The sequence below is a fragment of the Serratia sp. KG1D genome (assembly GCF_037150675.1).
Taxonomy (GTDB): domain Bacteria; phylum Pseudomonadota; class Gammaproteobacteria; order Enterobacterales; family Enterobacteriaceae; genus Serratia; species Serratia nematodiphila.
In genome coordinates, this window is record NZ_JBAGIH010000007.1 from 56,481 (window position 1) to 74,344 (window position 17,864).

Annotated in this window: 16 protein-coding genes; 11 read left to right on the forward strand and 5 right to left on the reverse strand. The window is 59.7% G+C overall.

Annotated elements, in window-relative coordinates; genetic code table 11:
* The first annotated feature begins 1 nt into the window (after position 1).
* Positions 2–1,336: a murein hydrolase activator EnvC gene (envC, locus tag WFM45_RS23415; protein ID WP_048326700.1), complete on the forward strand. Its 1,335-nt coding sequence runs from the start codon at positions 2–4 to the stop codon at positions 1,334–1,336.
* 2 nt (positions 1,337–1,338) lie between these two features.
* Positions 1,339–2,292, forward strand: a complete 954-nt coding sequence (locus tag WFM45_RS23420) for a divergent polysaccharide deacetylase family protein (protein WP_336957428.1) — start codon at positions 1,339–1,341, stop codon at positions 2,290–2,292.
* Between the two features lie 41 nt (positions 2,293–2,333).
* Here the strand turns inward: WFM45_RS23420 and tdh are convergent, their stop codons facing one another.
* Positions 2,334–3,359: an L-threonine 3-dehydrogenase gene (gene tdh, locus WFM45_RS23425; RefSeq protein ID WP_004931152.1), complete on the reverse strand. Its 1,026-nt coding sequence runs from the start codon at positions 3,357–3,359 to the stop codon at positions 2,334–2,336.
* A gap of 9 nt (positions 3,360–3,368) precedes the next feature.
* Positions 3,369–4,565 carry a glycine C-acetyltransferase gene (gene kbl, locus WFM45_RS23430; RefSeq protein WP_004931154.1) on the reverse strand — a complete coding sequence of 399 codons (1,197 nt, stop codon included), beginning with the start codon at positions 4,563–4,565 and terminating at the stop codon, positions 3,369–3,371.
* A 240-nt stretch (positions 4,566–4,805) separates the two neighbouring features.
* On the opposite strand from kbl, the gene rfaD reads away from it, so the two are divergent.
* The 6 genes from rfaD to WFM45_RS23460 are packed head-to-tail and all read left to right on the forward strand — an operon-like array spanning position 4,806 to position 11,179.
* Positions 4,806–5,735 carry an ADP-glyceromanno-heptose 6-epimerase gene (gene rfaD, locus WFM45_RS23435; protein ID WP_033631340.1) on the forward strand — a complete coding sequence of 310 codons (930 nt, stop codon included), beginning with the start codon at positions 4,806–4,808 and terminating at the stop codon, positions 5,733–5,735.
* A 22-nt stretch (positions 5,736–5,757) separates the two neighbouring features.
* On the forward strand, positions 5,758–6,804 hold the full coding sequence (gene rfaF / locus WFM45_RS23440; RefSeq protein ID WP_103086279.1) for an ADP-heptose--LPS heptosyltransferase RfaF: 1,047 nt from the start codon (positions 5,758–5,760) through the stop codon (positions 6,802–6,804).
* 2 nt (positions 6,805–6,806) lie between these two features.
* Entirely contained in the window at positions 6,807–7,772 is a 966-nt protein-coding gene (gene rfaC, locus WFM45_RS23445) for a lipopolysaccharide heptosyltransferase RfaC (protein WP_033631342.1), read from the forward strand.
* Positions 7,769–8,935, forward strand: a complete 1,167-nt coding sequence (locus WFM45_RS23450; protein WP_033631343.1) for a glycosyltransferase — start codon at positions 7,769–7,771, stop codon at positions 8,933–8,935. The genes rfaC and WFM45_RS23450 overlap by 4 nt, the downstream gene beginning before the upstream one ends.
* A 28-nt stretch (positions 8,936–8,963) precedes the next feature.
* On the forward strand, positions 8,964–10,205 hold the full coding sequence (locus tag WFM45_RS23455) for an O-antigen ligase family protein (RefSeq protein ID WP_033631344.1): 1,242 nt from the start codon (positions 8,964–8,966) through the stop codon (positions 10,203–10,205).
* Positions 10,202–11,179 carry a glycosyltransferase gene (locus WFM45_RS23460; RefSeq protein WP_166730451.1) on the forward strand — a complete coding sequence of 326 codons (978 nt, stop codon included), beginning with the start codon at positions 10,202–10,204 and terminating at the stop codon, positions 11,177–11,179. The genes WFM45_RS23455 and WFM45_RS23460 overlap by 4 nt, the downstream gene beginning before the upstream one ends.
* Positions 11,180–11,215: 36 nt before the next feature.
* Here WFM45_RS23460 and WFM45_RS23465 read toward each other — a convergent pair whose 3' ends face one another.
* Both WFM45_RS23465 and WFM45_RS23470 read right to left on the reverse strand, forming a co-directional pair.
* A complete protein-coding gene (locus tag WFM45_RS23465) occupies positions 11,216–12,310 on the reverse strand; it encodes a glycosyltransferase family 9 protein (RefSeq protein WP_103086277.1) in 1,095 nt (364 codons plus the stop codon).
* A gap of 8 nt (positions 12,311–12,318) precedes the next feature.
* Positions 12,319–13,275, reverse strand: a complete 957-nt coding sequence (locus WFM45_RS23470; protein WP_033631347.1) for a polysaccharide deacetylase family protein — start codon at positions 13,273–13,275, stop codon at positions 12,319–12,321.
* 210 nt (positions 13,276–13,485) lie between these two features.
* Here WFM45_RS23470 and rfaQ point away from each other — a divergent pair, with 210 nt between their 5' ends.
* Genes rfaQ through WFM45_RS23485 form a run of 3 tightly spaced genes read left to right on the forward strand, consistent with a single transcriptional unit; the run spans position 13,486 to position 16,798 of the window.
* Positions 13,486–14,568: a putative lipopolysaccharide heptosyltransferase III gene (rfaQ, locus tag WFM45_RS23475; protein WP_033631348.1), complete on the forward strand. Its 1,083-nt coding sequence runs from the start codon at positions 13,486–13,488 to the stop codon at positions 14,566–14,568.
* On the forward strand, positions 14,565–15,692 hold the full coding sequence (locus WFM45_RS23480) for a glycosyltransferase family 4 protein (RefSeq protein ID WP_033631349.1): 1,128 nt from the start codon (positions 14,565–14,567) through the stop codon (positions 15,690–15,692). The genes rfaQ and WFM45_RS23480 overlap by 4 nt, the downstream gene beginning before the upstream one ends.
* 2 nt (positions 15,693–15,694) lie before the next feature.
* Positions 15,695–16,798 carry a glycosyltransferase gene (locus WFM45_RS23485; RefSeq protein WP_085058912.1) on the forward strand — a complete coding sequence of 368 codons (1,104 nt, stop codon included), beginning with the start codon at positions 15,695–15,697 and terminating at the stop codon, positions 16,796–16,798.
* A 41-nt stretch (positions 16,799–16,839) separates the two neighbouring features.
* Here the strand turns inward: WFM45_RS23485 and WFM45_RS23490 are convergent, their stop codons facing one another.
* Positions 16,840–17,853: a glycosyltransferase family 9 protein gene (locus tag WFM45_RS23490; protein ID WP_033631351.1), complete on the reverse strand. Its 1,014-nt coding sequence runs from the start codon at positions 17,851–17,853 to the stop codon at positions 16,840–16,842.
* Between the last annotated feature and the right edge of the window lie 11 nt (positions 17,854–17,864).

Consider the following 17,864-nt stretch of genomic DNA (forward strand, 5'->3'; position numbering starts at 1 on the left):
CATGAGGGAGAAGGCGTTTTTTGCACTATCAAGGGTAACCCGAAGCGCAAACGCAGGCAGCCGGCCGCTGCCTGAACGCACCGCGCCAAGGACGTTCACCGCCATGTGCGCCAGCGTATTTTGCGCTGGCGTCTTGCTGTTGCCGCTCGCCGGCCAGGCGGCGGAAGACAATAAATCCCAGCTGAAAGACATTCAGCAGAGCATCGCCGAGAAAGAAAAAGCGGTGAAGCAGCAGCAACAGCAGCGCAGCTCGCTGCAGGATCAGCTGCGGCAGCAGGAAAAAACCATCGCCCAGGCCAGCCGCCAGTTGCGCGACACCCAGGGCACGCTCACCCAGTTGGGCAAGGACATTTCCGGCCTGAACGCCTCGATCGCCAAACTGCAAAAGCAGCAATCGACCCAGCAAAATCTCCTCGCCAAACAGCTCGATGCCGCCTTCCGGCAAGGGCAGCACAGCGCCGTGCAGCTGATCCTCAGCGGTGAAGAAAGCCAGCGCAGCGAACGTATTCTGGCCTATTTCGGCTATCTGAACGAAGCGCGCCAGAAAACCATCGAAGAGTTGAAACAGACCCGCACCGAGCTGGCGAAGCAAAAAACCACGCTGGTGGCCAAACAGGGCCAGCAAAAATCCTTACTGAGCGAGCAACAGACACAGCAGCAGAAGCTGGAGCAGGCGCGCGGCGCCCGCAAGAAAACGCTGACCGCGCTGGAAGCCTCGCTGGAAAAAGACCAACAACGCCTGGTGGAACTGCGCCAGAACGAAGCCCGCATGCGCGACAAGATCGCCCGGGCGGAGCGCGAAGCCCGTGCGCGCGCCGAACGCGAAGCGCGTGAAGCGGCCAAAGTGCGCGAACAGGTGCGCATCAAGGAACAGCAGGCGAAGAAAACCGGCACCACCTACAAACCTAGCGAAGCCGATCGCTCGCTGATGGCGCGAACCGGCGGCCTCGGTCGTCCGGCCGGCCAGCTGATGTGGCCGGTGCGCGGCCGCACGCTGCACGGCTTTGGCGAGCAGCAGCAGGGCGAGCTACGCTGGAAAGGCATGGTGATCGAAGCCCGCGAAGGCAGCGAAGTGAAAGCCGTCGCCGATGGCCGCGTGCTGCTGGCCGACTGGCTGCAAGGCTATGGCCTGATGGTGGTGGTCGAACACGGTAAAGGCGACATGAGCGTGTACGGCTACAACCAAAGCGCGTTGGTCAACGTCGGGGCGCAGGTGCGCGCCGGCCAGCCGATCGCTCTGGTCGGCACCAGCGGCGGCCAGGGAACGCCGTCGCTCTATTTCGAAATCCGTCGTCAGGGACAGGCGGTTAACCCACTGCCGTGGTTGGGAAGATAGATTTGCGTTATGTCAAAACCCGTACAGCTTTGTTAATCGGCTGTCTGCTGCAGGTTTACGCTGCGCAGGCAGGAAAACTCTCCATCGTCATCGATGACGTGGGCTACCGCCCTCACGAAGAAAACGCGGTGCTGCAAATGCCGACGGCGATCTCGGTCGCAGTGTTGCCCAACGCGCCGCATGCCCGCCTGATGGCCACCCGCGCCCACAGCCAGGGCCGCGAAGTCTTGATCCACATGCCGATGGCGCCGCTCAGCAAGCAGCCGCTGGAACGCGATACCCTGCAGCCTTCCATGAGCAGCGACGAGATACAGCGCATCATCCGCAACGCGGTGAACAACGTGCCCTACGCGGTCGGCATGAACAACCACATGGGCAGCGCCATGACCTCCAGCCTGCCGGGCATGCAGAAAGTGATTCAGGCGCTCGAAAGCTACCGCCTGTACTTCCTCGACAGCATGACCATCGGCAGCAGCCAGGCGACCCGCGCCGCGGCCGGCACCGGCGTGAAAGTGATCAAACGCAGGGTGTTCCTCGACGATACCGCGAACGAAGCCGACATCCGCCGCCAGTTCAACCGCGCGGTCGAATTGGCGCGGCGCAACGGATCCGCCATCGCCATCGGCCACCCGCGCCCGGCGACGGTGAAGGTGCTGCAGCAGATGCTGCCGTCGCTGCCCGCCGATATCGTGCTGGTCAAACCAAGCGCGCTGCTGAACGAACCGCAGGGCAATGGTGGTGGCAGCTACGTCCCGCCGCCGGTCAAACCGCAAAAACCGCAGCCGAAGAACCCGTTCAGCGGCGGCATCAAGCAGTGCAAGGTCAAACCGCCGAAGGAAAAAGCCAACGCCGGCACCGCGCTGGGCGTTATCGCCGACAGCATTGCCACCTCGCCGCCGGTGACCTTCATCAAGCGTCATTGGCAGCACTGGACGCAAACCAAACCGCAAACATAAAAAAAGGGCCGGAATTCCGGCCCTTTTCACGCCTGCCGAGATCAATCCCAGCTCAGCACCACTTTGCCCGACTTGCCGGAGCGCATGGCGTCGAAGCCCTGCTGGAACTCGTCGATCGAGAAACGGTGGGTGATGATCGGGGTCAAATCCAGGCCGGACTGGATCAGCGCCGCCATCTTGTACCAGGTCTCGAACATTTCACGGCCGTAAATCCCTTTGATAAACAGCCCTTTGAAGATGACCTGATTCCAGTCGATCGACATATCCGAAGGCGGAATGCCCAGCATGGCGATGCGCCCGCCGTGGTTCATCGCATTGAGCAGCGTGCGGAACGCCGGCGGCGCGCCGGACATTTCCAGGCCGACGTCGAACCCTTCGGTCATGCCCAGTTCGGCCATCACGTCGCTGAGGTTTTCCTTGCTGACGTTCACCGCACGGGTCACGCCCATCTTGCGCGCCAGTTCCAGGCGGTATTCGTTAACGTCGGTGATCACCACATGGCGGGCGCCGACGTGTTTGCACACCGCCGCCGCCATGATGCCGATCGGGCCGGCGCCGGACACCAGCACGTCTTCCCCAACCAGATCGAACGACAGCGCGGTATGCACTGCGTTACCGAACGGATCAAAGATCGAAGCCAGTTCGTCGGAGATGTTATCCGGGATCTTGAAGGCGTTGAACGCCGGGATCACCAGGTATTCCGCGAAGCTGCCCGGGCGGTTCACGCCCACGCCGACGGTGTTGCGGCACAGGTGCGTGCGGCCGCCGCGGCAGTTGCGGCAGTGGCCGCAGGTGATATGGCCTTCGCCGGACACGCGATCGCCGATGTTGAAACCTTTGACTTCCTGACCGATCGCCACCACTTCGCCCACGTATTCATGGCCGACCACCATCGGAACCGGAATGGTCTTTTGCGACCACTCGTCCCAGTTGTAGATATGCACATCGGTGCCGCAGATCGCGGTTTTGCGGATTTTGATCATGATGTCGTTGTGGCCCAGCTCCGGCTGAGGCACGTCGGTCATCCAAATCCCTTCTTCCGCTTTCAGTTTTGACAGTGCTTTCATGGTTTTACCTTATGCAATAACGCCAAGATCCTTACCGATACGTGTAAACGCCGCCACTGCGCGTTCGATTTGCTCCGGGGTGTGGTCGGCGGACATCTGGGTGCGGATGCGCGCCTGGCCTTTCGGCACCACCGGATAGAAGAAACCGGTCACATAGATGCCTTCCTTGAGCAACGCATTGGCGAATTCCTGCGCCAACTTCGCCTCACCCAGCATCACCGGGATGATGGCGTGATCGGCGCCGGCCAACGTGAAGCCGGCGGCGGTCATTTTTTCGCGGAACAGACGCGCATTGGCCCACAGGCGATCGCGCAGGGCATCGCCCTCTTCCAGCAGTTCCAGCACTTTGATCGACGCGGCGACGATCGCCGGCGCCAGCGAGTTGGAGAACAGGTACGGGCGCGAACGCTGGCGCAGCCACTCCACCACTTCTTTCTTGGCGGCGGTGTAGCCGCCGGACGCGCCGCCCAGCGCTTTGCCTAACGTACCGGTGATGATATCGACGCGGCCCATCACTTCGCAGTATTCATGGGTGCCGCGCCCGTTGGCGCCGACAAAGCCCACCGCGTGAGAGTCATCCACCATCACCAGCGCCTGGTATTCGTCCGCCAGATCGCAAACCCCTTTCAGGTTGGCGATCACGCCGTCCATAGAGAAGACGCCGTCGGTGGCGATCAGGATGTGACGCGCGCCGTCGGCTTTGGCCTGCTTCAGCTGCGCGGCCAGCTCGGTCATGTCGTTATTGGCATAGCGATAGCGCTTGGCCTTGCACAGGCGCACGCCGTCGATGATCGACGCGTGGTTCAGCGCATCGGAGATAATGGCGTCTTCCGGGCCGAGCAGGGTTTCGAACAGCCCGCCGTTGGCGTCGAAGCAAGAGGAGTACAGGATCGCGTCTTCCATGCCCAAAAAGGCCGCCAGTTTCTGTTCCAGCTGCTTGTGGCTGTCCTGGGTGCCGCAGATGAAGCGCACCGACGCCATGCCGAAACCGTGGCTGTCCATGCCCGACTTGGCGGCGGCGATCAGCGCCGGGTGGTTGGCCAGGCCCAGGTAGTTATTGGCGCAGAAGTTGATCACATGGCTGCCGTCGGCGACGGCGATATCCGCCTGTTGCGCGGAGGTGATGATGCGTTCTTCCTTGAACAGCCCTTCACTGCGCGTGGCGGCAAGCTGTTGTTCCAACTGCTGATAAAAAGACGCTGACATTCGGTTATCTCCAGGATTGGGCTATTTGCGGCATATTTTACTGATTTGTAACCAAACTGACGAGAATGCGCGGGAGAGAATATTAAAATTGCAGCAGATATCACGGCAAACGGCGGACTTCAATGGCAATGCGGGATATTCGGAGCCCTTCCGCTGTTTGCCGCGGCATGAAATGCTATTATAACCGCCATTGAGCGTGGGGCATTGTGCCCCGCCAGGCAGCTTAGCAGGGGTAACCCAATGATTATCGTCACAGGCGGCGCCGGCATGATCGGCAGCAACATCATTAAGGCACTGAACGACAAGGGATATCGCGATATCCTGGTGGTGGATAACCTGAAAGACGGCACCAAGTTCGTCAACCTGGTCGATCTGGACATCGCCGACTATATCGATAAAGAAGACTTTATCGCCAGCATCGTGGCCGGCGACGATCTGGGCGATATCGAAGCGGTGTTCCACGAAGGCGCCTGCTCCGCGACCACCGAGTGGGACGGCAAGTACATGATGGACAATAACTATCAGTACTCCAAAGACCTGCTGCACTACTGCCTGGATCGCGAAATCCCGTTCTTGTATGCCTCCTCCGCCGCCACTTACGGCGGCCGCGAAGAGTTCATCGAAGAGCGTGAGTATGAAGCGCCGCTCAACGTTTACGGCTACTCCAAATTCCTGTTCGATCAGTACGTGCGCGAGATCCTGCCGGAAGCGGACTCGCAGATCTGCGGCTTCCGCTACTTCAACGTTTATGGCCCGCGCGAAGGCCACAAAGGCAGCATGGCCAGCGTCGCCTTCCACCTGAATACCCAGATCAACCGCGGCGAAAACCCGAAACTGTTCGCCGGCAGCGAAAACTTCAAGCGTGACTTCATCTACGTCGGCGACGTTGCGGCGGTTAACCTGTGGTTCTGGGAAACCGGCAAATCCGGCATCTTCAACTGCGGCACCGGCCGAGCGGAAACCTTCCAGGCGGTAGCCGACGCGGTGGTGGACTTCCATCAGAAAGGCGCTGTGGAATACATCGAGTTCCCGGAGAAGCTGAAAGGCCGCTATCAGGCGTACACCCAGGCCGATCTGACCAAGCTGCGCGCCGCCGGCTACAACGCACCGTTCAAAACGGTCGCCGAAGGCGTGAAAGAGTACATGGCCTGGTTGAACCGCACCGCATAAGCTGAAGGAATTAACGCTGGGTATGAAAATACTGGTTATCGGCCCTTCTTGGGTTGGCGACATGATGATGTCGCAAAGTCTCTATCGCACCCTGAAGGCCGAATACCCGTCGGCGGAGATCGATGTGATGGCGCCGGCCTGGTGCCGCCCGTTGCTGGCGCGCATGCCGGAAGTCAATCAGGCGCTGGCGATGCCGCTGGGCCACGGCGCGCTGGGGCTCGGCGAGCGCCGCCGCCTGGGGCGCGCTCTGCGCGCCAACCGTTACGATCGCGCTTACGTTCTGCCCAACTCGTTCAAATCCGCGCTGGTGCCCTTCTTCGCCGATATCCCGCAGCGCATCGGCTGGCGGGGCGAAATGCGCTACGGCCTGCTGAACGACGTCCGCGTGCTCGACAAGAGCGCCTTCCCGTTGATGGTGCAACGCTATGTGGCGCTGGCCTATGACAAAGGCCGCGTTCTGCGCGCCGACGATCTGCCGCAGCCGCTGCTGTGGCCGCGGCTGCAGGTGAGCGACGAAGAGATCGCCGACACCACCGCGGCCTTCAACCTGACCGACAGCCGCCCGATCGTCGGCTTCTGCCCAGGCGCGGAGTTCGGCCCCGCCAAGCGCTGGCCGCACTATCACTACGCAGCTCTGGCTCAGCGGCTGATCGAGGGCGGCTATCAAATCGCGCTGTTCGGTTCGGCAAAAGACCATGAGGCCGGCGAACAGATCCGCGCCGCATTGCAGGACGACGCCCGCGATTTCTGCCTTAATCTGGCCGGGAAAACCCAGCTGGAGCAAGCAGTTATCCTGATCGCAGCCTGCCGGGCGGTGGTCAGCAACGACTCCGGTTTAATGCACGTTGCCGCAGCGTTGAACAAACCGCTGATAGCCTTATACGGCCCAAGCAGCCCCGACTTCACGCCGCCGCTTTCCGACAAGGCGCGGGTCATTCGCCTGATCAGCGGCTACCACAAGGTGCGTAAGGGCGATGCCGAGCAGGGATACCACCAAAGTTTGATCGATATTCAGCCGCAGCAAGTGTTGGATGCGCTGACGCCGTTACTTGTCGCCAGCGAGGAATAGTCATGCAGGTGTTAATTGTAAAAACCTCCTCGATGGGGGACGTGCTGCATACGCTGCCCGCCCTGACCGACGCGCTGCAGGCCATTCCCGATATCCGCTTCGACTGGGTGGTGGAAGAAGGCTTCAGCCAAATCCCCACCTGGCACCCGGCGGTAGATCGCGTGATCCCGGTGGCCATTCGCCGCTGGCGAAAAAACTGGTTCGGCAACGATACTCGGCAACAGCGCTGCGACTTCAAGCGCGCGCTGCAAGAACGCCGTTACGACGTGGTGATCGACGCGCAGGGCCTGATCAAAAGCGCCGCGCTGATCACGCGCATCGCCAAAGGCAACAAACATGGCCCGGACTGCAAGAGCGCGCGCGAGCCGTTCGCCAGCTGGTTCTACAACGTGCGCCATGAGGTAGACAAACAGCAGCACGCGGTGGAACGCACGCGCGAACTGTTCGCCAAAAGCCTCGGCTACGATAAACCGGGCAGCTACGGCGATTACGCCATCGCCGCACGCTTTCTCAGCCGCCCGCCGGCCGATGCCGGGCAGTATTTGGTGTTTCTGCACGCGACGACCCGTGACGATAAGCATTGGCCGGAGCAAAACTGGCGTGAGCTGATCGCGCTGGCGGCGGACAGCGGGCTGAAGATCAAACTGCCGTGGGGCGCAGAGCATGAACATCAGCGCGCGCTGCGCTTGGCGGAAGGTTTTCCACATGTCGAGGTGCTGCCGAAACTCAGCCTGCAGCAGGTGGCCGAGGTGCTGGCCGGCGCCAGGGGTGTGGTCTCGGTCGATACCGGGCTCAGCCATTTGACCGCCGCGCTCGACAAACCGAACATCACGCTGTTCGGGCCGACCGATCCCGGCCTGATCGGCGGTTACGGGCAAAATCAGCACTCGCTGATTTCGCCGGAAAAAAGCATGGCGACAATCGACGCCGATACGGCATGGCAGGCGTTGCAAAAGGTTATAGCATGAAAAAACTGCACATTATCAACCTGGGTAAAATGGGCGGCGTCGAGCGCCTGTTCCTGCAGTACATCAACGATACCACCGACGGCAGCAACCAGGTCCTGTGCATCAGCGGCGACATTGGCGAAGAGATCCGCCGCCAGTTGCCGGCGCATCAGCCCGTCACCTTCGCCAACCGCCTTATCAATGCGCTGCCGTTGCGTTGCCCGCAGTTCCTGCGCAAATTTTTGCTGAAATGGAAAATTGAACGGGCGAACGCTGACGTGGTGATCGTCTGGGACCTGGTGCCGGGGCTGGCGGCCAAACCCAAGCGCGGCAAGCTGGTTTACTACGATCACGGCTGCTCCTGGCGTTACCCCAAGAATAAAAAGACGCTGCGTTTCTTCGCCATGCTGGACGGCGTCATTTCCGCCTCACACGCGTCGAAGCGGGTGATGGCGCTGCGCTTTAATCTGCCTTGCCCAAATCACGTGGTGATCAACCGCATCAAGACGCCGGCGGGGATCGACGCTGCGCCGAAAACGCTGTCGCAGCCGGTCAGGATCGGCACTGCCTCACGCCTGGTCAGCCTGAAAGGCATCAGCGTTTCATTATTGATGATGCAGGAACTGCTGCGGCGCGGGCATGACGTCACGCTGGAAGTGGCCGGCAAAGGGCCGGATCGCGCGGCGTTCGAAGCGCTGGCGGCACGGCTGCAGCTCGGCGATCGCGTCACCTTCAGCGGTTATCAGGATGACGTCGCCGGTTTCTTCAATCGCACGCACATCTACATGAGCACGCCAATCACCGAGCCGTTCGGCTTGTCCTGCATGGAATCGCTCTATTTCGGCGTGCCGGTCATTTTCCCGCGGGTCGACGGCCAGCCGGAAGCGGTCAGGGACGGGGTCTGCGGCCTTGGCCTAACGCCGTCGGTCACCATCGAACAACACCGGCAGCTCACCGATATCGAGGTCGACTTCCCGCATGAGGTCTACGATCCGCAGACCGACAGCCTGGTGGCGCCCAAGCTGCTGTCGCATATCGACTGTGCAGATGCCGTTGAGAAATTGCTGGAGCGAGAAACCTACCAGACTCTGAGCCGAAATGCGCAGCGCTATCCTGCGGATCATTTCAACTATGCTCAGTTCAAAGTTGAGTTCGACGACACGCTGCGCTCCTTCATCGCTTAATTAAAACGTGAGCCGGAAAACACGCCCAATGTTAAAACACAGAACACCGCACCCTGCCTTTAGCTATCTGATCTATCTGGGGTGCGCCATCGCTTTTTGCACCATTCCTTTCGGTTCCGCGACCGGACGCAATCTGTTTTATGTTTCCAGCTACATCGCCTTTATCGCCGTTTGCCTGTATCCGCGCTACTACTTCAGCAACGTTAGAAATCTGCTGCTGCCCGCGCTGATGTTCAGCGTAGGCATGGGAACCATCCTCTGGATGCACCACTTCAAACAGCCGGGTGAATACATCAACATTTACCGCTCTTATATGTCGACCGGTAAACTCCAACTGGCAACCGCCTTCATCCTGCTGATTGCGCTTAATGAGCGGTTGTGCGTGCAGCGCCTGCTCGTTGTCGTGGCCCTCATTACCGGTCTGGCGGTCAACGGTTATTCACTCTATCAGGGGCTGCGGCTGGATATTCCGCGCGTGGAGCTCAACTTCGATCGCGCCACGGTCGTTGCCTACCTGATGACCGCCATCGATCTGGTGATGATGCAAGCCATCCTGATGCTGCGCACCCGCTACCGTCTGGTGTTGTACATTGCGGCGTTCCTGCTGTCCTTCTCTGCGCTGGTGCTCACCGGCACGCGCGCGGCCATGCTGGTTTACCCGGTGGCGGTTTGCCTGTCGCTGCTGGCGACCAAGCATCTGGTATCCAGAAAACACAAGTTTTTGCTGGTCTCCTCGGTGCCATTATTGCTGCTCATCTGCGGATTCGTCTTTAAAGCGCAGATTGAACAACGCATTGCCGACTTCAAAACCAACATGCAACTGATCGATAAACCCGAGATAGATAACTCGATCATTTCCCGGCTGTCGATGCAAACGCTGGCATGGCGTACTGGTTCACAAGCCCCTTGGGGCCAATCCGCCGAACAACGCGGTGAAGAGATCCGCACCATCGTCGCGCAGCAGCCACATCTGTACGGCGTCATGCCCTACATCAACGTCCACCTGCACAACGAACTGCTGGAAACCTACTCGCTCAAGGGCGTCTGGGGCGCACTGCTGCTGCTGGCGCTCTACGCCGGCCTGCTCTTCTCTTCGTTCCGGCCGCAGCGCAACGCGTTACTGCTGAGCGTCAGCGCCAGCCTGTTCGTTTACGGCCTGAGCGACGTCATCTTCTTCAGCACGGAAGGCACCGTCATGTTCTGCCTGGCGCTGATCGCCGCCGTTCTTTCCGTTACGAAACAGCCCCCAGTTCAGGAGCCCGCCTTGTGAATCCTCAGCAGCCGCTGCTCAGCGTTATCGTGCCGTTTTATAATAATGAAGCGTTCGTTATCGCTGCGCTGGATTCGTTATTTGTACAGATTGGCGACGATATCGAGGTGGTGATCATCGACGATGGCTCCACCGACGCCTCCGGCGCGCTGGTCAGCCACTATCTGGCGCAGCGGCGGCATCCGCGCGCGGTCCTTACTTCACAGGCCAACGGCGGCATTGCGCACGCCCGCAACGTCGGGCTACAGCGGGCCACCGGGCGCTATGTCACCTTTCTCGACGGCGACGATCTGCTGAGCGACGACTATCTGGCGATCCTGCGCCCCCTGTTGATCGCCGGTGAATATGACCTGATCGATTTTAATTATCAGAAGTTCACCGAACATCCGTCGACAGCGGATAACCGCGCGACGCAGCCCGCAGCCTACGACTTTTCACAGTTGGGGCTCGGCTGCCTGCAACCGCTGTTTGCACGCTCGATGTGGCATCTCTGGAGCCGGGTATATAAACGCACGCTGCTGGAAGGGGAAGCGTTCGAAGACGGCAGGCGCTACGAAGACGTGATTTTCACGCCTTTTCAGTATTTCAAAACTCGCCGCATCGCCCATCTTGACTGCGAACTCTACTTCTATCGGGACAACAGCCAGGGCATCACCCGCAATATCAAACCCAAAGATATTGAAGATCTGCTGTTCGCCATGGAGAAGATGCTGCGTTTTGTGGCGCAGCATCCCGGGGATGAGCCGCTGCGCCGGTTAGCCGCACTGATGCTGGCCAACTGCTTTTCCGAGGTGAAAAGCATGTCGAAGGCGGTATACGGCTATTACCATTACGCGCCGGCAACGCTGCATATCCTGCGCCGCGCCGCCGCTGTCTGCCGCAACAGCGACGTGCCGGGCAAAAAAGTCCGCCAGATGCGCTATGCGCGAGTGGATACCTTTCTTTCGAAGCTGCGCGGGCGCAGGCCGCACTAACCGCATCGGCCGGGCGGCCGATGCGTCGTCTCGCCTTTAGCGCGCTAAAGGCACGTGCGCGACCAACTCGTCATAAATCCGCTGCGGTTGGATAACCCCCATCGGGCCTTCCGCCTCCAGCGGCATCGTATAGCCGGTACGAGACACCTGAATGATGCGGTGCAGTTCAGGATCCTGAATCGGCCCGGTGGAACGTGAGTCGGCGGTCACGAACAGGCTGATGGTTTTCACCTTCAACGCCACCGCCAGATGCAACGGCCCGGTATCGCCGGTAACCAGAACATGGAAACTGTCGAGCAACGTCAGCAAACCTTGCAGCCCCGTTTTACCGATCTGGTTATCCACGCAGGCCTGCGTTTGCGGGCCGATCAGACTCAAAAACTGTTTGGCCTTGCCGTCGTCAAACGGTGCGCCAATCAGCACGATGCGTACATTTGGGTGCTTCGCCACCAGCTCATCGGCCAGCCGCGCATAGTGCGCAACCGGCCAGCAACGCGACTCCGTTGACGCCCCCAGCTGAAAACCGATGGTGGGATGCTCGCTGCTTTTGACGCCGCGCTGATAATCCACGGGAATTTCCATCGTCGGATTGTCGCTGCGGCAGCCCAAAATGGAAATCAGCTCCAGCTTGCGGCGCACGAAGTGGCCGTAATAATGGAAGACGTAGTTGGTTAGCCAAGGCTCCAGCCCGCAAATGCCTGAACTGTAGTTATCCCTGATAATGTACTTCGCCCCGGCCAGTACGGCGCTGATGATGTCATAAGGCAGATGGGAATGCAGGATCAGCGCCAAATCCGGCTGATGTTCGCGCAGCGATTTCAGCAACGGGCGCATCGTCTTGATCTTGCTGTCCCAATACACCACGCGATCGTAATAGCGGCCGTTTTCCACCAGCTCGCGGTTTTTCTTGTGCACCACCAGCGTGATGTGCGCGTTGGGGTAGCGTTCCCGCATCGCCCGCAGTGCCGGCGTGTTGAACATGAAGTCGCCCAACGCCGTGGTGGAATAGATGACGATATTGTCAAACTGCTGGGCGCCGTCGAACGTCGCCTTATCCTGAAAACGGCCGTACTTCGCCGTATAGCGCCGCAAGAACCAGTCGGCAACCTTGATTTTCCATTTCTTCGACATGTGCGTGCTTAATTCGCTTTAAGTTGATAATACTCGGCCAGCGTCATGCCCACCGTGCGCTGCTGCAGCCAGTCAAACAGCTGCTCCAGATCGCGGTACAGCCCTTCGATATCCTGCTCGGTTTTGAACGTCGGGCTGCCGCCCGGCATAAATTCGGAGGAGTGCAGCATGAATTCGACGTAGTCATGCCCCTGCGCCAGCGATGTCTCAGCCACGCTTATCATCTTGGCCACATTGCCGCCACTCGGCCGCAGCCAGTTGACGGACGGCGAACGCCGCTTGCCGCGCAGCCGGTCATAGCCCTGCTTGAAGGCATTCATCAGCGCCGAGTGCTTGTACTGGATACTCATCGGCACTTCCAGCAACGACGAAGCGCCCGGTTTGGCGATGTTCTGCGGATCGATGAAATAGGCCTGCGACGGGAACCGGCTATAGTCTGTGCCGCCGTTGCCCTGCGGATTGCCCGGCGAAAACTGCCAGTTGACCCGCGGCGTCACCGAACAGTCCACCTGATAGCCATACTCCAGCAGCAGCGAGGCATAATATTCGTTGAACGCCCAGCGGCCGGCGCGATGGCTGAGCATTTTGGTCTGGAAGGCATCTTCCAGCAGCTTGGTCATGTGATCGACCTTGGCGCGGATCTGATCGGCGGGATACTCGATCAAATAAGGCTTGTGGCGCCAGTCGTCGTCGGTCAGCGGCGTCAGCGGCGGGCTGTTCCAGGCATGCAGGTGCATGCCCACTTCACCCGTGCCGCGAGCGATCACGTCGCGCGCAAACTCGACATAAGCCGGGTCCATCGCCATTTCATAGTTGGTGAGATAAACCGGTTTGAAGGCGTATTTTTCGCACAATGCCTGAAAGCGCGGCAAGAAACGCGTGTTTTCGGTCGCGATGCGATCGTGGTTTTGCCACAGATTATCGCCTTCGGTATCAATGGTGATGAGAAACGCCGGTTTAGTCATGAATATCGAGCCTGATATCAACAGAATGCACTATGTTACGCAGGCCGTTTCGCCAGGGCAAACGACTTTGCTGCCTGGTTTGGACAACGTTGAAGCGCATTCGTCCCCGGCTCGGCGATTTTTTTACGGCCAGGCAAGAAAACCTTGCAACAGTAGCCACATGCGATCGTGTCATTTAGAATCAAAGATTGGTTTCCCAGAAAGCGACTCATGATGAACGACGCGCCAGCCCCAACTTCCGCCCCATCCGTACAGCGTATTTTGATCATAAAACTGCGCCATCACGGCGATATGCTGCTGGTCACGCCGGTCATCAGCAGCCTGCGGCAAAACTACCCGCAGGCGCAGATCGATGTGCTGCTGTATCAGGAAACGCAGGAAATGCTGGCCAGTAATCCGGAACTGTCGACGCTGTTCGCCATTGACCGTCAATGGAAAAAACAGGGCACCCGCGCGCACCTGGGGCACGAACTGGCGCTGCTGCGTCGCCTGAAGGCGCAACGCTACGATCTGGTGGTCAACCTGGCCGATCAATGGCGCAGCGCCATCCTCACGCGCCTGACCGGTGCGCGTATCCGTCTGGGCTTCGATTTCCCCAAACGCCGCGGCTTCCTGTGGCGCCATTGCCACACCCAGCTGGTGCCGGTCGACAATCACGCCCACCTGCATACCGTCGAACAGAATCTTTCGCTGCTGGCGCCGCTGAACCTGCCCGCGCTCAATGAACATGTGACCATGAGTTACGATCCGCAGGATTGGCAGACCTGTGAGCAACGGTTGCAGAAACAGGGCGTCGCCGGCAGTTATATTGTGGTGCAGCCCACCTCGCGCTGGTTCTTCAAATGCTGGAGCGAAGAGAAAATGGCCGCCACCCTCACCGCCTTGCAGGCCGACGGCCACCAGCTTGTGATCACCTCCGGCCCCGACGCCAGAGAACAAGCCATGGTCGAGCGCATTTTGGCGCTCTGCCCGCCACAGGGCGTGATCTCGTTGGCCGGCCAGCTGACGCTGCGCCAACTGGCCGCCCTGATCGACCACGCCAAGCTGTTTATCGGCGTGGATTCGGTGCCGATGCACATGGCCGCCGCGCTGCAAACGCCGTGCGTGGCGCTGTTCGGCCCTTCCAAGCTGACTTTCTGGCGGCCGTGGCAAGCTACCGGCGCCGTGATCTGGGCCGGCGACTTCGGCGAACTGCCCGATCCGGACGCCATCGATACCGGCACCGACGAACGGTATCTCGACCTTATTCCTACAGACGCGGTGATTGCAGCCGCGCGGAGCACGCTGGCATGAAAGCATTCCGTTTGGCGATCGTTCGCCAAAAATACCGCCCGGACGGCGGAGCCGAACGTTTCGTTTCCCGCGCCCTGGAAGCGCTGGAGCAACAGGATCTCGATCTGAACGTCATCACTCGCGAATGGCAGGGCGACGCCAATCCCAACTGGCATATCCACCTGTGTAACCCGTTAAAGCTCGGCCGCATCAGCCGCGAGCGAGGCTTCGCCGTGGCAGCCAGGGCGCTGTGGCAGAAAGAGCGCTTCGATCTGGTGCAAAGCCACGAGCGCATTCCCGGCTGCGACATCTATCGCGCCGGCGACGGCGTACACCGCCGCTGGCTGCTGCAACGCGCGCGTCTGCTGCCGGAATGGCGCCGCAAGTGGCTGTTCTCCAATCGCTATCACCGCTATGTGATGTGCGCCGAACGCGCCATGTACGCCGCGCCCGAGCTGAAAGCCGTCATCTGCAACGCCGAGATGATCAAGCAGGAAATCATCGCCGACTTTGGCGTGCCCGCCGACAAGATCACGGTGATCTATAACGCCATCGACAATCAAAAGTTCCCGCCCGCCGACGAGGCCCTGCGTCAACGTCTGCGCGAGCAATATCAGATCCCGCAACAGGCGCACTGCCTGATCTTCGTCGGCTCCGGTTTCGAGCGCAAAGGGCTGGCTGCCGCCATCCGCGCCGTGGCGGCGACCGACAGTCACCTCCTGGTAGTCGGTAAAGACAAAGCCGAAAAACGCTACCGGGCGCTGGCGCAGTCGCTGGGCTGCGGCGATCGCATTTACTTTATGGGCGTACAGAAGCAGACCCTGCCGTTCTATCAGGCCGCGGACGCGCTGCTGCTGCCGACGCTGTACGATCCGTTCCCGAATGTAATTCTGGAAGCGATGTCGTGCGGCCTGCCGGTTATCACCAGCACCACCTGCGGCGGCGCCGAGTTTATCACCCCCGGCCAGAACGGCTTCGTGACCGACGCGCTCGATGTACCGGCCATCACGGAGGCTATTCGGGCACTGCCGCGCCAGGCGCTGGGATCATCCATGGGCGAAGCGGCGAGATTGCGCATTATGACGGCTACGCCGGCGCATCTGTCCGAACAGCTGATTTCCCTCTATAACCGGTTACTGGATTAGCTATGCGTATTCTGATGATCATCGACGGCCTGCCGGGAGGCGGCGCGGAAAAAGTGGTGCTGACCCTGTGTCAGGGCATGCAGCAACAGGGGCACGACGTCAGTCTGATCTCGCTGCGCGACGTCTGCAATTACCCTATTCCACCGGGCATTGATTATCAGGTGCTGGCCGATCGCAGCCGTGCCCCCTGGCGCAAGCTGACCGAGCTGTCGCGCCGCGCCGCCGCGCTGGATCGCGCTATAGCCGAACACGAGCGCCAACACGGCGCGTTCGATCTGGTGTTCTCCAACCTGCATAAAACCGATCGCATCGTCAGCCGCAGCAAGCGGTTGGCCGCGGATCGCCTGTGGTTCTGCATTCACGGCATCCTCTCCACCTCCTACCTCGGTCACCGCAAGGGTCTGGATCGCTGGCTGAAGCAACGCAAAATCGCCAACGTTTACCAGGGAAGAAATATCGTCGCCGTTTCACAGGCGGTCGGCGACGATCTGCAGCGGAACTTGCCGATCCGCCCGCGCCGGTTGGCGGTCATCAACAACCCGTTCGACATCGACGCTATTCAGCAACAGGCGGCGGCGCCTTGCGAACTGGCCGGCCAGGACTATCTGGTGCACGTCGGCCGCTTTCACACCACCAAGCGGCATGACCGCCTGTTGAAAGCCTATGCGCTCTCCGGCATTCAGGCACCGCTGGCCTTGATCGGGTCCGGTGACGACGCCAAAGTCGCCGAGGTCAAACGTCTGGCGACAGACTTGGGCATCGCAGAGCGCGTGTTGTTCCTCGGTTTCCAGAGCAATCCCTACCCGTTTATTCGCCATGCCTCGCTGCTGGTGCTCAGCTCCGACAGCGAAGGGTTTGGCAACGTACTGGTAGAATCGCTGCTGTGCGGCACACCGGTGGTCAGCACTCGCTGCCCGGGCGGCCCTGCGGAAATTCTGGAAAAAGCCGGCATGGCTAACGCGCTGGCGGAATTAAACGAAGCGTCGCTGGCAGAAAAAATGGCGGAGTTTTACGCCAACCCGCCGCAGATAAATCAACAGCAATTGCTGAGCTATGGGCTTGAGCCTATTTGCCATCAATATATTGAGCTGAAAGAAGAACAATAAAAAAATAAATAAGGCAGGGGATGCCTGCCTTATTTTCTTCGTTAGTTGAGCGCCTGCATTTTCTGCCAAACCTCATCGACAGAAACATCTTCACAGTGCCCCGATTCACTTTGCAAAATATGATGGCGGCCAGTCCATGGATGCCAGGACACTTTATCGGTATCGCCAAAGAACACCACCATGTCCTTATTCAACGCAGCAGCAAGATGCATCTGCCCACCGTCGCTGCACAGCACCCGGTCGCATAAATCAAACCCGCCCAACAGCTCACGCACCGACGCCGTCGGATAAAGCGCGACGCGTTCGTTTTGACACAGCGCCAGCAGCTGTTCGGCGCGCTGCTGATCGCCGATGTCGTCCGGTGCCAACGTGCCCTGCGGCGACCAAAAGATCAGCACACCGGTGCGGGGATCGGCAACCAGACGGTTGATGATTTCGGCATAGCGCTCAACCGGCCAACGCCGTTTCGGGCTGCGGCTGCTGATGTGCACGGCGCATACGCGCTCGACCGGCGGCAGACGTTCCTGCCGCCGCTGCGCCGCCAATTGCCGCTCTTCAGGCGCCAGAAACACCCGCACCGGCGGGATCGGAATGGATTGATCGGTTATCGCCGATAAATAGCTGTAGGTGTGCTCGACCTGATGGAGGCCGCGGAAATCGTCCTTGCGGAACGGGCGATGAATATCTTTCGTGCCCAGATCGGCGCCGATGATATGGGTGGCGCCGGCCATTTTCGCTAGACGCAGGCTGTATTTGCAAGGCACCGGGTTGGCCAGAATAACCGCATCGAACTTTATTTTGCGCAGCTTCAGGAAGATCATCATGCGTTCGAAATAAACGCCCAACGTGGTCTCATTTTTCGCCTTGTGCTTGGCCTTTTTATAGACAAAGACTTTCTCGAGATGAGGATTGTTTTTAACAACATCCTGGCTGACTTTATTGATCAGCAGATAAACTTTTGCGTCCGGATAGGCAATTTTCACCCCCTCAATCAAGGGCGTGGTGCAAACAAGATCGCCGATGTTGTCGCGGCGAATAATTAAAATATTCTTCATTCCGAGCCTGT